The organism is Actinomadura sp. NBRC 104412 (assembly GCF_030269515.1).
Classification (GTDB): domain Bacteria; phylum Actinomycetota; class Actinomycetes; order Streptosporangiales; family Streptosporangiaceae; genus Spirillospora.
Genome location: NZ_BSTM01000005.1, coordinates 180,537 through 194,320, shown reverse-complemented (window position 1 = coordinate 194,320; position 13,784 = coordinate 180,537). Strand labels below are relative to the sequence as shown.

Below are 13,784 nucleotides of genomic sequence, written 5' to 3'. Positions count from 1 at the left end.
TGACCGGACCCGGTCGTTACACAGGCTTGTTACACAGCGATACATCATGGTCACCCTCGCGGCCCGGCGCCGGAGTAGTCTCCTGCTATGGGAAGCACGGTCGCGGTTGTCACGGATTCCAGCGCGTACCTCCCCCCAAGCCTCGTCGAACGGCACGGGCTCACGATCGTCCCCCTGCAGATCGCCATCGGCGGTGAGACACGGGACGAGGGCGACGTCACCACCGAGCAGGCGGCGCAGGCGCTGAAGGAATGGCGCCCCGTCACCACGTCCCGCCCGTCCCCCGAACGGTTCGCGCACGCGTTCAAGGCGGCCGCTGGAGCGGGCGCGCCCGCCGTCGTCTCCGTCCACCTCTCCGCGGCCATCTCCGGCACGCTGGAGGCGGCCCGGCTCGCCGCGGAGGACGCGCCCGTACCGGTGCACGTCGTCGACTCCGGCACCATCGGCCTCGGCCTGGGCTTCGCCGCGCTCTCCGCCGCCGAGGCGGCACTCGACGGCGCCTCCCCTGAGGACGTCGTCGCCGCCGCGGAACGCCGTGCCGAGCTCTCGCGCTCGCTGTTCTACGTCCACACCCTGGAACACCTGCGTCGCGGCGGGCGCATCGGCGCCGCCGCGACGCTGCTGGGATCCGCGCTCATGGTCAAGCCCCTGCTCGGCATCCAGGACGGGGCGATCGCGCCGGTCGAGAAGGTGCGCACCACGTCCCGCGCCCTGGCCAGGCTCGCCGACCTCGCCGTCTCGGAGGCGGCCGACCGCGAGGTCGACCTGGGAGTCCAGCACCTGGCCGCGGCCGCCCGCGCCGAGGCCCTGGCCGACGAACTGCGCGACCGCATCCCCAACGTCAGGGACCTCCACATCGGCGAGGTCGGCCCGGTCATCGGCGCCCACGTAGGCCCCGGCATGCTAGGCGTCGTGGTAGCCCCACGCCTCTGACCGGCACGTTATCCACAGTCCCGGAAGCGCCTACCGTCCGGACATCCACCTTCCTAACGTCGGACGCATGAAGCGTTACGGCAGGGAGACCGACCGGCTCCGCGTGCTTTCCGCACGGCCGCGCCCGGCCGCGGAGAACGGCCATTCACCCCCCACTCCGCTCTTTTCGAGAAACACTGAAAAATCTCCTTCTGACGCCCATATCAGAGCAGACTCCGACCGTCCCGCCGGACGGACCTTCGCAGATCACCCCAAGCTCTCCCACCTGCGTGAACGCCTCGACCCGGGAATCGCGGGCGGCCGAGTCCTCGTCCTTTTCGGCCTGGTGGCATCACTCATGGCCGGCGCCTACTTCTGGGCGGCCCGCCCCGACCCCCAGCCCGTCCCGGCACCAGCCGGAGTCCCGTCCCTCACCTCCTCCGCGCCCCCTTCCCCCTCACAGGGCGGCACGGTGGTCGTCCACGTCCACGGCAAGGTCAGACGCCCCGGCATCGTCACCCTCCCCACCGGCTCCCGTGTCGCGGACGCGATCAAAGCCGCCGGCGGAGCCCGTCCCGGCACCGGTACCGGCCCCCTCAACCTGGCCCGCAAGCTCATCGACGGCGAACAGATCTCCGTCGGCGTCAGGGGAGCCTCGGCCCCGTCCGTCTCAGGCTCCACGAGCACGGCAGGCCCCTTGGACCTCAACACGGCAACGGCCGACCACCTGGACCGGCTACCCGGCGTAGGCCCCGTCCTGGCCCAGCGCATCATCGACTACCGCACCCAGCACGGCCCCTTCCGCTCCGTAGAGCAACTCCAGGAGGTTTCCGGCATCGGCTCCCGGCGCTACAACGACCTGAAATCGATGGTCCGCGTATGAACCAAAACCCACCGCCGCGCCACGACCTCCGCCTCATCCCCCCAGCCCTGGCGACCTGGCTGTCCGCCTACCTGACCATCGGCCTCCCACCACCCCTCACCTACACCATCGCCGCCACCACCACGGCCGCCGCCCTGCTCCTCCTCAACCCCCGCAAAGGTCGATCCCACAGCGAGCGGGGACGTTCGGGGCGGATGCTCGTCGGCGTGGTGCTGGCTTGCGTGGCGGCGACATCCCTTGCCGCGGGTTTGCGGGTCTCCGCCGTCGATACCGGGCCGGTGCGCGACCTCGCCGAGGCGCGGGAACGCGCGGTCGTCGAGGTCGTTCTCACCACTGACCCACAGCCCGTGGTCCGGCCCGGACGGTCGACCATCCTGGCACGGGCGAGGGCCGAAGCCGTCCTGCTGCGCGGACGCCGCCTCCAGGTGCGCGTGCCCGTCCTGTTGATAGCGGACGACCGGCGGTGGCTGGGACTGCTGCCAAGCCAGAAGGCCCGGGTGAGCGGCCGTCTCGCTCCGCCTCGCCGGGCCAATCTACTGGCGGCCGTGCTCTTCGTGCGTGGCCCGCCGCTCTCCCTTGGCCGCCCGTCGGCGGTCCAGCGGGCGGCCGAGACCGTGCGTGCCCGGCTTCGGCTGGCGACCGACCATCTGCCGCCCGACCAGCGCGGTGTGCTTCCCGGCATGGTCGTGGGGGACACCTCGCGCCTCACCCCCGACCTGTCGGAGGACTTCAAGACGGCGGGCCTCACGCATCTGCTGGTGGTCTCGGGAGCCAACCTGGCGATCGTCATCGGCGCGGTGCTGGGGCTGTGCCGGCTCGCCGGCCTCGGTCGGGTACGGGCTCCCCTCGTCGCGGTCCCCGCCGTGCTGGCGTTCGTGGTGGTGGCGCGGCCCGAGCCCAGCGTGCTGCGGGCGGCGGTCATGGGCCTGATCGGCCTGCTGGCACTGGTCACCGGACGGCAACGCCAGGGCCTGCCCGCCCTCGCCGCCGCCGTCCTGGCCCTGGTGCTGATCGATCCCTCGCTGGCCCGCTCGTACGGGTTCGTGCTCTCCGTGCTGGCCACAGCCGGATTGCTCGTCCTGGCACCCATCTGGAGAGACAGGTGGCGCCGCCGGATGCCCGGCCCCCTGGCCGATGCGCTCGCCGTCACCGCGGCGGCCCAGGTCGCCGTCGCCCCGGTGCTGGTCATGCTGTCGGGCGAGTTGGGAGTAGTGGCCATCGCGGCGAACCTCCTCGCGGCGCCGGTCGTCGCCCCGGCCACCCTGCTCGGTGCGCTCGCCACCCTGGTCGCACTGGTGGCCCTGCCGCCGGCCCGGCTCCTGGCGTGGCCTGCCGGACTCTGCGTGGGCTGGATCGCGGCCATCGCCCGCACCGCAGCGGACCTCCCATACGCCACCATCCCGTGGCGGGGCGGTGCCTTGGGCGCGGTGAGCCTGCTCTTGGCGGCGGCCGTGGCGGTGCTCATCCTGCGCTCCCGCCGGCTGCGTCTCATCGCCATCGCCGCCATGGCAGGTGTGCTCATCGCCGTGGTGGCCTTGCGCGTGTTCGCTCCCGGATGGCCACCACCGAACTGGGCCATGGTCGCCTGCGACGTCGGCCAGGGCGACGCCCTGGTTCTCGCCACCGGGCGAGCGTCCGCTGTCGTGGTCGATGCCGGCCCCGAACCCGCCCTCGTCGACGCCTGCCTGGACCGCCTTGGCGTACGCAAGGTCCCCTTGCTGGTCCTGACCCACTCGCACGCGGACCACATCGAAGGCACCGCCGGTGTCCGACAGGGCCGCGTCATTCATACCGTGCTGGTCACGCCGTCGAGCTTCGGCCGGGAGGCCCGGCACACGCTCGGTCTCACCGTTCGCACAGCGGTGACAGGCCAGCGCTGGAGCATCGGAAGTCTCACCCTCACCGTCCTGGCCCCGCCCCCAACAGCCCCACGCCTGTCCGCGTCCGACGACGGAACCTTGCTCAACAACGCAAGCATCGTCCTGGTGGCCCGAGCGCCCGGCTTCAGCGCGCTCCTGGCCGGAGACGTCGAGGAGGAGGCCCAACGTGCGCTCTCCCCGAACATCCCGCCCGTCCACGTCCTCAAGGTCCCCCACCACGGCTCACGCTCCCAGTCCGCCCCCTTCTTCGCCGCCGCCCGCCCCGCCATTTCGATCATCTCCGTGGGCAAGGAGAACGACTACGGCCACCCGTCCCCGGCCACCCTCGCCCTCCTGAACCACCAGGGCACCCGCGTCCACCGCACCGACCAGCAGGGAGACATCGCCATAACCAGAACCGCCACCGGCCTATCCGTGGTGGCCCGTCGCTGAGCCGCCGCGCTGCCACGACCAGGTCACCTGGTACGAGCTGGAAGAGCCGACGAAGATGGAGCCGCCCGCAAGGCAGTCCCCCCAGTACCTGGCTCCGTCCCCGGGGGCGACCTTGAGGATGGTGGCGGTGCCCGGCCGGGGGTCGACCCATCCAGAAAGGAAGATCATGACCTCGTGGGGACGCCACCCGCAAACCGCTCGTCGGCTTCGATCGTGCGCTTCAGCGTTCGTGGGCGGCGAACGTCCCCAGGGACGAGGCGTCCTCACCGGTGAGGTGGAACAGGAAGGCGCGGACGTGGTCCCGGGCGTTGATCAGGATGATCGCGTCGGGGAAGTAGCAGGAGATGGCCTTGGCGGTGAGCGTGGGTCCCGAATTCAAAGCGGTGATGGCGTCAGCTCGAAGGCCTGCCCGTCGTACTGGACAAGGCGACGTCCGTCGGACGCCTCCCTCGCGGTGACGGCCATGCTCACGAGTGTCCTCCTTCGACCGCGCACGGTTTCTCGCACATCTCCGTACGCGGAACGCGGGAAGGCAAGATCGGCCAGCGGATTGTAAATCAAATTCGGACCTATAGCGATGGTGTCAACCATAAATTCGGGATGTCGTAGAGTCTTCCCGTGTGGAGGCTAGGCCGGATCGGGCCGCCGCACGCCATGAGTACTCACGTCGCCGGTCAGTGTGCTACGAAGTGACCGCAGGCCGTGTCCCCGCAACGGCTCTCAAGGACCCAGCAAGACCGATCCACATGAGGAGAGACGTGCCGGAGAGCGCGACCGCGGAGCGTCCTGTCACCGGGGCGCTCGTACAGGTGCGGGGACAGCGGTGGGTCGTGGGATCCGTGGACGAGCAGGGCGCGAGCACACGGGTCACCCTGCAGAGCGTCGAGGACGGCCGGTACGGCGACACGCTCGACGTCATCTGGGAGATCGAGCCGGCGCGCAGACTGCTTCCGTCCAGTTCCCTGCCGGACGTGGCGCCCGGCTGCTTCGACGCTCCGGAGAAGTTGGCGGCGTTCCTGGACGCGGTCCGCTGGGGCGCCGTCGCTTCCGCCGACGTGAAGACCCTCCAGGCGCCGTTCCGTTCCGGTGTGGCGATCGAGGACTACCAGCTCGAACCCGTCGCCCGCGCACTGGACGCCCCCCGCGTCAACCTCCTTCTCGCCGACGACGTGGGCCTGGGGAAGACGATCGAGGCCGGGCTGGTGGCGCAGGAGCTCATCCTCCGCCAGCGCAGCCGCAAAATCATGATCATCTGTCCGGCGGGCCTGACCGTGAAGTGGCGCGACGAGATGGCCGAGAAGTTCGGCCTGGACTTCACCGTCATCGACTCCGAACGCTGCGCCGAGGTCAGAAGAACACACGGCAGCGCAGCCAACCCGTTCGAGGTGCACCCCCTCGCCATCGTGTCGCTGCCCTGGCTGCGCGGCCCCAAGGCCCAGCGCCTTCTGGACGAGGTGCTTCCGCCCGGCGGCCCCACCTACCCTCGCACCTTCGACCTGCTCATCCTGGACGAGGCGCACCATGTCGCCCCGGCCGCGCCCAAGCAGGTGTACGCCGTCGACTCGCAGCAGACACGCCTCATCCGCCGCCTCGCCCCGCACTTCACGCACCGGCTGTTTCTGTCGGCCACCCCGCACAACGGCTACCAGGCCAGTTTCACCGCGCTGCTGGAAATTCTGGACGACCAGCGCTTCGCGCGAGGCGTCCCACCGGACAAGCAGGCCGTCAAGGACACCGTCGTCCGCCGCCTCAAGCGCCAGATCCTCACGCGGGACGGCGAGCGCCGCTTCACCGCCCGCGACGCCCGCGAGATTCCCGTTCGGTATCCCGAGGACGAGCGGGAGGTCCACGGGCTCCTCCAGCGATTCGCGGAGATCCGCCGCAAGCGTCTCACCAAGGCGAAGGGACGCAAGGCAGCCGACCTCGTCACCCTCCTGCTCAAGAAGCGTTTGTTCTCCAGCCCTGCCGCGTTCGCGCACACCGTGGACGTCTACATGCAGACGCTCCAGTCCAGAAGCGGCAGGTCGTACGTCCTGCCGCCCGAGGACGCGTGGCTTGAGGACTTCTTCAACGACACCGCCACCCTCGACGACGAGGCGCTGGACGAGGCCGAGACCGACGCCCTGGTCCGTACCGAGCCGCTTGTCCGCGACGACGACTCCGCTCCCGACGTCCCGCACAGCGACGAACTGGCGCTGCTGCAGCGCATGCACGACTGGGCGGCGGCGCACGAGGCGCAGCCGGACGCCAAGGCGGCCAAGCTCATCGAATACCTCACCGGCATTTGCCGCCCTGACGGCGACTGGACGGACGAACGCGTCATCGTCTTCACCGAGTACCGCGACACCAAGGACTGGCTGCGCGGCCTTCTGCGCGACCAAGGCTTCACCGCCGACCGCGTGGCCGAGCTGGACGGCGGCATGAACGCCCAGGACCGCGAAAAACTACGCCTCGCCTTTCAGAAGTCCCCGGCCGAGCATCCGGTGCGGATCCTGCTCGCCACCGACGCCGCCAGTGAGGGCATCGACCTGCAGAACCACTGCCACCGGCTGGTCAACTACGACATCCCGTTCAACCCGAACAAGCTGGAGCAGCGGATCGGCCGCATCGACCGCTACGGCCAGAAGCACACCCCCGAGATCCGCCACTTCGTCGGCACGGGCTGGGACAAGCAGGTGGACGGCTACGAGGCCGACCTGGAATTTCTCTCCCGGGTGGCGCGGAAGGTCGAGCAGATGGAGGAGGACCTCGGGGCAGTCAACGCCGTCATCGCCGACGCGGTCAAGCGCAGGCTGCTGGGCGACCGGATCTCCCTTGACGCCGAGACCGCCAAGGTCGCCACCAAGGAGCGGGTTCCGTCCGAGAGCAATGTCGGCGAGCAGGTCCGCAGACTCCGCGACTCCGTGAACCAGACCATCGAGGCGCTTCGTATCACCCCGGCCGGCGTCAAGCGCGTCGTCGACACCGCCCTCGAGCTGGCCCGCCAGCAGGGCCTCCGGGACACCTCGGACGACGGTGTCTTCGAGGTGCCCGTCCTGACCGGTTCGTGGGAACGAGCCTCCGCCGGGCTCCTGGAGAAGCTGCCGCAGGAGGGCCAGGAGCCCCGGCAACTTCCGGTGACCTTCGACCAGAGCATCGCCAAGCACAGGGACGACGTCGTTCTCGCCCACCTGGGGCACCCGCTCGTCGCGATGTCCACCAGGCTGCTGCGCGCCGCCGTCTCCAACGACCGCATCGAGTTGAACCGGGTCGCCGCCGTCGTCAGCGACGACCCCGCCCTGGAGACGACGCTGGTCGCCGCGTTCTCCCGCTTCGTCCTGGTCGGCGCGGACGGCGTCCGGCTGCATGAGGAGGTCCTGCACGCCGGCGGCTGGGCACCCGAGGGCGGTAGGTTCCGCCGCTGGGAGCACCTCCATAACCTTGGGAACGCGCTCGACCGTGCCCTCACCCAGGGGACACCGGCGACACCGCGTATCCAGGCACGCCTGGCCGGACGCTTCGAGTCGCTGCGCCCGGGACTCGAAGGCGCCATCGCATGGCGCTCCAACACCCGCCGCGACTCGCTGGAACGCCAGCTCGCCCAGCGCCGCGAGGCCGAGTCCCGGCGCATCAGCGCCAACATCGAGCAGTTCGCGGACACGCTGCGCCGCCAGCTCGACAAGGGAGATGAGGAGGACGCGCTGTTCTCCGAGTTCGAGGTGCGCAGCCGCGACGAGATCCGCCAGTACCACAGCGACCGCAGATCCTGGGAGGAACGCCTGCGACGCCTGGACGAGGAGCGCGACCTGGAACTCGCACAGATTGAGGCCCGCTACGCGAACCCACAGCCGCATTCCTTCCCGGTTGCCGTGATCTTCGTCGTGCCGAAGCGGGAGGCGATCTGAGATGGCCGCACCGAGCACCCGCCGCCGTCCCCAGAACCGGGACGGCTACGACCACAACGACTGGCTCGCCCTCATCGACGTGTCGGGACCGTTCCTCAGCGTTCCCGTCCTGCGCCGTACCTGGCCCGCGCTGGACGCGATCGACAAGCCCACACGGGAACGCCTCCGCCAGGAGCACGCGGCCATGCCCGGACGCGCATGGATCGACTACGTCCTGTGCGACCTGCTCGGCTGGGACGAGCTGGTGCAGTTCGAGGGCGGCGTCGAGGGCCTGAGCCTGGACGTCCCCGAACACGACACCACCATCATGCCGTCGTTCGTCCTGCGCGAGCCCGGCGCGGGGCACGACGGCGACGCCAAGTCCGTCCGGCTCCTCGGCATCATCAGCGACGACCACCCGAACCAGCGGATCAAGGACTCCGCCTGGGCCGCCACGCCCGTCGACCGGCTCGCGCAACTCTGCCGCCATCACGACGTCCAGCTCGGCCTGGCCACCGACGGGCGCTGGTGGACGCTGGTGTGGGCGCCCCGCGGAGGCGTCACCACCACCGCCACGTTCGACTCGGTCAACTGGCACGAGGCCGCCGAACGGGACGTGGTCCGCGCGTTCGTGTCCATTCTCTGCCGGACGCGGTTCTTCGGTGTCCCCGACGAAGAGACCCTGCCCGCGCTGCTGAAGGCCAGCCTGGACAACCAGGAGGACATCACCGAGGCCCTGGGCGTCCAGGTCCGCCAGGCCGTCGAGCTGCTGGTGGCCGCCATCGGACGCGCCCACACCGCGGACCTCGACCGCGGCGGCCCCGGCATCGGCGACGTCCACCCCCACGAGGTGTATCGCGGGGCGGTCGCCGTCATGATGCGCGTGGTGTTCCTGCTGTTCGCCGAGGAACGCGGCCTTCTCCCCGCCGACCGCGAGCTGTACCGGACGGCCTACTCCGTCGGCCTCCTGTGCGCCGAACTGGAGGAACGCGCCCGCGACGGCAGCGAGGAGAACCTGGAGCACACCTACACGGGCTGGCATCGCCTCCTGGCCTTGTTCAACGCCGTGTACTACGGCGTCGACCACCCCGACATGCCGATCCACGCCCACGACGGCTCGATCTTCAACCCGGACGAGTTCGCGTGGCTGCCGCACTCCATCGACGACCGCACCGTCCTGCACATGCTTAAAGCCGTGCAGTACGTGCAGATCGGCACCGGAAAGTCCCGCGAACGCCGCAAGCTGTCCTTCCGCGCCCTGGACGTGGAACAGATCGGCTACGTCTACGAGGGCCTGCTGTCCTTCGAGGGCTTCTACGCGGACGAGACCTATGTGGGCCTCATCGGCAAAGCCGGCCTGGAGAAAGAGGTAACCCTCAGCACCCTTGAGGAATTCGCCGCGTCCTGCCCGGACGTCCCGTCCCTGGCGGCCAAGCTCGCCGCCGAATACAAGGACTCCCGGATCGGCTCCCCCAGAGCACTCGAAAAGCACCTCGCGCCGTTGAAGGAAGCGGACAAGCAGGAAGCCCGCCGCAAACTTCTCGCCGTCACCCGGGGCGACTACCCACTGACCGAGCGCCTGCTGCCCTTCTTCAACCTCATCCGCCGCGACCTCCGCGACCTGCCGGTGGTCATCCTGACGGACTCGCTGTACGTCACCGAGTCGTCGCTCCGCAAGAACACCGGCACCCACTACACGCCGAAGTTCCTCGCGGAACAGGTCGTCGAAGGCGCGCTGGAACCCCTCGTGTACTCGCCCGGCCCACTCCAGACGGCCGACAAGAACGAGTGGAAGCCCAGATCCTCGGACGAAATCCTGTCGCTGAAAGTCGCCGACATAGCCATGGGCTCAGGCGCGTTCCTGGTGGCCGCATGCCGCTACCTGGCGGACCATCTCGTCGCCGCCTGGATCCGCGAAGGCGACGAACGAGCCCATGGCTACAAGGCGAGTTCCACCGACGAGGCGGCCGACGCCGACGCGGACCCCGTCATCATCAACGCCCGCCGCCACATCATCGAGCACTGCCTCTATGGCGCGGACATCAACGAGATGGCCGTGGAAATGGCCAAGCTGTCGCTCTGGCTCGTCTCCATGGACCCGCACCGCCCCTTCACCTTCCTGGACGACCGCCTCGTCGTCGGCGACTCCCTCCTGGGCATCACGAGCCTGGACCAGCTCGAAGTCATGCACATGAACGCCAAGCGCGGCCGAAAACTCCACGAGGACGAAGGCGCCATCTTCGACCTGACCACCGGCATCCGAGAATTGGTGGGCCGCGTCGCCGACAAGCGCCGCGAACTGGTGGAGGTCGACGGAACGGGCCTGGACGGCCTGGCCGCCAAACGCAAGATCCTTAACGAGGTCGAGCACGAGACCGAACGCGCCCGCCTGCTGGCCGACCTGGCGACCGGCGCGGCCCTGGCCTACGCCAAGCGGGGAGAGACGGGCCTGGACCTGGCCTCCGGCCAGGCCGTACAGGTCGCCGGACGCGTCATGTCCGGCAAGCCCGAAGACGAACTCGCCGCCCGCGACCAGCTCGCCCTCTGGCTCAGGACGGACCTGCCGGACGGAGGCTTCCCTCGCAAGCCCCTCCACTGGCCCTTGATCTTCCCGGAGGTCTTCGAAAAGGGCGGCTTCGACGCCATCATCGGCAACCCTCCTTTCCTTGGTGGTAAGAAGATAAGCGGCTCAATTGGCTCTTCTTATCGTGAGCATCTTGTAGCGATTATCGCTAGCAATGAAAAGGGTGTGGCGGATCTTGTGGCCTACTTCGTGCTGCGTGCTAATGCCCTCCTCAACCCTGTCGGGCAGGGTGGCCTCATCGCCACAAACACCCTAGCGCAAGGTGATACGCGCGAAGTCGGACTGGATCAGCTCGTCAACGCTGGTGTAACGATCCGGCAGTCGGTCAAGACGCAGCCGTGGCCGTCCAAAGGGGCAGTTCTCGAGTATTGTGCAATTTGGGTCAGCAAACAACCTTTGAATGAGAATGCCGCATATATCGCTGATGGTGTGGTAGTTAAAGGAATAACCTCGTCCCTTGAGCCTAAGTCTCGAGTTACGGGGAAGGCTCGTAGGATTCACGCTAGTCGGGGGATTGCTCACATTGGCTCGCTCGTTAATGGAAAGGGCTTTACTATGGAGCCCGAGCGTGCCCGGCAATTGGTCGCCGCTAATCCTCGCAATGGAGAAGTGCTATATCCCTATCTCAATGGGCAGGATGTAAACTCTCATCCGGAACTATCCGCCAGTCGATGGATCATCGACTTCAGAGACTGGTCACTTGATAAGGCTCGAGAATATCCGGAATGCTTCGATATAGTACTTCGCCTGGTTAAACCCGTTCGCGATAAAGTTGCGCGAAAAGTATATCGCGAGCGTTGGTGGCAATACGCCGAGAACCAAATGACAATGCGTAGAGCCATACGTGACCTGAAACGAGTCGTCATCATTGCATCGGTCAGTAAGACCGTAATGCCGGTGATGGTGCCAACTGGCCAGGTCTTCTCTCATATGCTTGGAGTGTTTGCTACCGATGATACCGCTATGCTTGCCTTTCTGAGCAGTGCGCCGCACTATTGGTGGGCAGTGTCGCGAGCGTCTTCAATGAAGACGGATCTGCGTTACACACCATCAGACGTGTTCGAGACTTTGGTATTGCCGGAGATGACACAAGAGGTGCGGGATCTGGGGGAGCGGCTGGACGGCTTCCGGCGGGATCTCATGTTGGCGCGGCAGGCTGGGCTCACCAAGACGTACAACATGGTGAACGACCCGGAGTGTAGCGATGCGGACATCGTTGAGTTGCGGGAGATCCACCGGGCGATCGACGAGGCCGTGTGCCGGGCGTATGGATGGGACGACCTGATCCCGCAGCTTGGCCATGGGCATCACCCTGTTGGGCGGGAGACTCGGTACACCGTGGGGCCGGCTGTTCAGCGGGAGCTGGTTGACCGGCTGCTTGAGCTGAATCATGAGCGGTATGCGGCCGAGGTCGCCGCTGGCCTGCATGACAAGAAGGGGAAGAAGCGCCGAAAAGCTGGTGAGCAGGACGGGCTCTTCTGACCTTGGGGAAGTGGGCCGCGTCACGGGGTCATCTGAGCCCAGACCCACTTTCCACCCTTCTTGGGGTCGCGGGTGGCGCCGCTCGTTGTGGCCAGCGTTCGGACGAGGCTGAGGCCCCAGCCGCCGTTGTTGTCAAAGTTTTCCTCTGAGAGGTCGAGGTCTTCGAGGGTAAGTTCGACGACCGGCTGAGGCTCAGGCATACGGGGGCTGGAATCCCAGACGGCGATCACGACCCCGTGAGTGTCACGAGCCAGCTGGAAGACGATCTCCTTGTGGGGCGTTGCGGCCATGGCGTTCGTCAGGAGCTCAGTGACGATTAGCAGTGAGTCGTCCAAAATGGGAAAACAGTCCCATTTTCGAAGATGGGCATCGCAGAGGTCTCGCGCCACGCCAACAGCCGCTGGTGAGGCGAGCATGGGGAAGGTGTATTCGCGTTTCTTCGCGATTGTCACCGTAACCTCCTCGCTACAGATTTCGAATACCATTGAGGAGGATCACCGATGCGCTCTACCTTCCGCCTGTAGTCAGCCAAAGCGAAAACAGCGGGAGGTACGATGCCTATCGTCCGCGACCCCCTCGATCCCAAGCTCTCGATGTGGCACTTCCTCGCGCACGTCATGCGGTTCTTCAGGGAGAGGGCGGGGCTGTCGCTCACCCAGTGCGGTCAGATCATCGGGTGTCAGAGGTCCACTGTTTCCAACTTCGAGGCGGGACGGCGGCGACCCCATGATGAGCACATGCGGCTGCTGGACAACCACTACGAGACCGGAATACTTTTTCAGGTCTTGTTGTGGTTCGCCCGAATGGCGCACGACCCGGACTGGGGGCGTCAGCTCATCAAGTACGAGGAAGAGGCGACCCTGATCAAGGCGTACCATGGTCAGGTCGTTCCGCTCGCGCTTCAGACCGACGACTACACCTGGGCGTACGTCCAGGCTGGCCACGCGAAGGACCCCGATCTGGCATTGGCTCGACGAGTCGCCCGCAAGCAGTCCTTCCTCGACCGGGGCTGCGATGTCGAGATGTGGGCCGTGATCGATGAGAGCGTTCTCGCACGTGTGGTAGGCAGTCGTGAGATCATGAGGGCGCAGATCGAGCACCTGATCAAGATGACGGATACCTCGCAGGTGAGCGTGCGCGTCGTCCCATTCGATTCGGGTGCGCATGTCGGAGTGGACGGGGCGCTTTGGGTCCTCAGCCTAGAGGCCCGCGATGTCGCCTACTCTGGCGCCCAGAACGGCGGACGCTTGATCGAGACTCCTGGCGAGGTCCGCGAGATGTCGGTTACGTTCGATCGCATCAGCGCGAAGGCTGCCTCCGTGGACGCCTCCCGCGAGATCCTCAAGCAGTACTTGGAGCGGTACGCATGATCGTCCAGTGGCGCAAAAGTTCCCACACGGGTGGAGCGAACGACGAGCACTGCGTTGAGCTGGCACCTCATGAGCAGGGAATCTGGGTGCGGGACTCCAAGAACCCGGACGGTGGGCACCTCAGCTTCACGTCCGCCGAGTTCGGTGCCCTGGTGAGCTGGATCAAGCGACACCCGGAGAGATGCTCATGACCGTTCAGTGGCGGAAGAGTTCCCGCAGCGGCGTCGGGGATGACAAGGTCTGCGTTGAGCTTGGGCGTCTTGAGCAGGGAATCTGGGTGCGGGACTCCAAGAACCCGGACGGTGGGCACCTCAGCTTCACGTCCGCCGAGTTCGGTGCCCTGGTGAGCTGGATCAAGCGACACCCGGAGCGGTAGCG

General features: G+C 67.2%; 10 protein-coding genes. 8 read left to right on the top strand and 2 right to left on the bottom strand.

Translation table 11 applies throughout. From position 1 onward, the window contains the following. The first annotated feature begins 87 nt into the window (after nt 1–87). From QSK21_RS08895 to QSK21_RS08885, 3 genes are all read left to right on the top strand, one after another. Complete coding sequence (locus QSK21_RS08895) at nt 88–933, top strand: DegV family protein (protein ID WP_285694906.1); 846 nt, start codon at nt 88–90, stop codon at nt 931–933. 325 nt (nt 934–1,258) lie between these two features. Beyond that, nucleotides 1,259–1,795, top strand: coding sequence for a ComEA family DNA-binding protein (locus tag QSK21_RS08890; protein WP_285694905.1), 537 nt, complete (start codon nt 1,259–1,261; stop codon nt 1,793–1,795). Next, nucleotides 1,792–4,107 carry a ComEC/Rec2 family competence protein gene (locus QSK21_RS08885; protein WP_285694904.1) on the top strand — a complete coding sequence of 772 codons (2,316 nt, stop codon included), beginning with the start codon at nt 1,792–1,794 and terminating at the stop codon, nt 4,105–4,107. Before QSK21_RS08890 ends, QSK21_RS08885 begins: the two co-directional genes overlap by 4 nt. A gap of 220 nt (nt 4,108–4,327) precedes the next feature. Here QSK21_RS08885 and QSK21_RS08880 read toward each other — a convergent pair whose 3' ends face one another. After that, nucleotides 4,328–4,486, bottom strand: a complete 159-nt coding sequence (locus tag QSK21_RS08880; RefSeq protein ID WP_285694903.1) for a hypothetical protein — start codon at nt 4,484–4,486, stop codon at nt 4,328–4,330. 379 nt (nt 4,487–4,865) lie between these two features. Here QSK21_RS08880 and drmD point away from each other — a divergent pair, with 379 nt between their 5' ends. Beyond that, nucleotides 4,866–7,991, top strand: coding sequence for a DISARM system SNF2-like helicase DrmD (drmD, locus tag QSK21_RS08875; RefSeq protein WP_285694902.1), 3,126 nt, complete (start codon nt 4,866–4,868; stop codon nt 7,989–7,991). 1 nt (nt 7,992) lies between these two features. After that, nucleotides 7,993–12,036, top strand: coding sequence for an Eco57I restriction-modification methylase domain-containing protein (locus QSK21_RS08870; protein ID WP_285694901.1), 4,044 nt, complete (start codon nt 7,993–7,995; stop codon nt 12,034–12,036). A 20-nt stretch (nt 12,037–12,056) separates the two neighbouring features. Here the strand turns inward: QSK21_RS08870 and QSK21_RS08865 are convergent, their stop codons facing one another. Further along, a complete protein-coding gene (locus QSK21_RS08865) occupies nt 12,057–12,488 on the bottom strand; it encodes an ATP-binding protein (protein WP_285694900.1) in 432 nt (143 codons plus the stop codon). A gap of 102 nt (nt 12,489–12,590) precedes the next feature. On the opposite strand from QSK21_RS08865, the gene QSK21_RS08860 reads away from it, so the two are divergent. From QSK21_RS08860 to QSK21_RS08850, 3 genes are read left to right on the top strand one after another with little or no spacing between them, the layout of a single operon-like run. Beyond that, nucleotides 12,591–13,406 (top strand): helix-turn-helix domain-containing protein, encoded by an 816-nt coding sequence (locus tag QSK21_RS08860; protein ID WP_285694899.1) that lies wholly within the window; start codon nt 12,591–12,593, stop codon nt 13,404–13,406. Then, nucleotides 13,403–13,597: a DUF397 domain-containing protein gene (locus tag QSK21_RS08855; protein WP_285694898.1), complete on the top strand. Its 195-nt coding sequence runs from the start codon at nt 13,403–13,405 to the stop codon at nt 13,595–13,597. Before QSK21_RS08860 ends, QSK21_RS08855 begins: the two co-directional genes overlap by 4 nt. After that, complete coding sequence (locus tag QSK21_RS08850) at nt 13,588–13,782, top strand: DUF397 domain-containing protein (protein ID WP_352231265.1); 195 nt, start codon at nt 13,588–13,590, stop codon at nt 13,780–13,782. The genes QSK21_RS08855 and QSK21_RS08850 overlap by 10 nt, the downstream gene beginning before the upstream one ends. Nucleotides 13,783–13,784 lie beyond the last annotated feature (2 nt).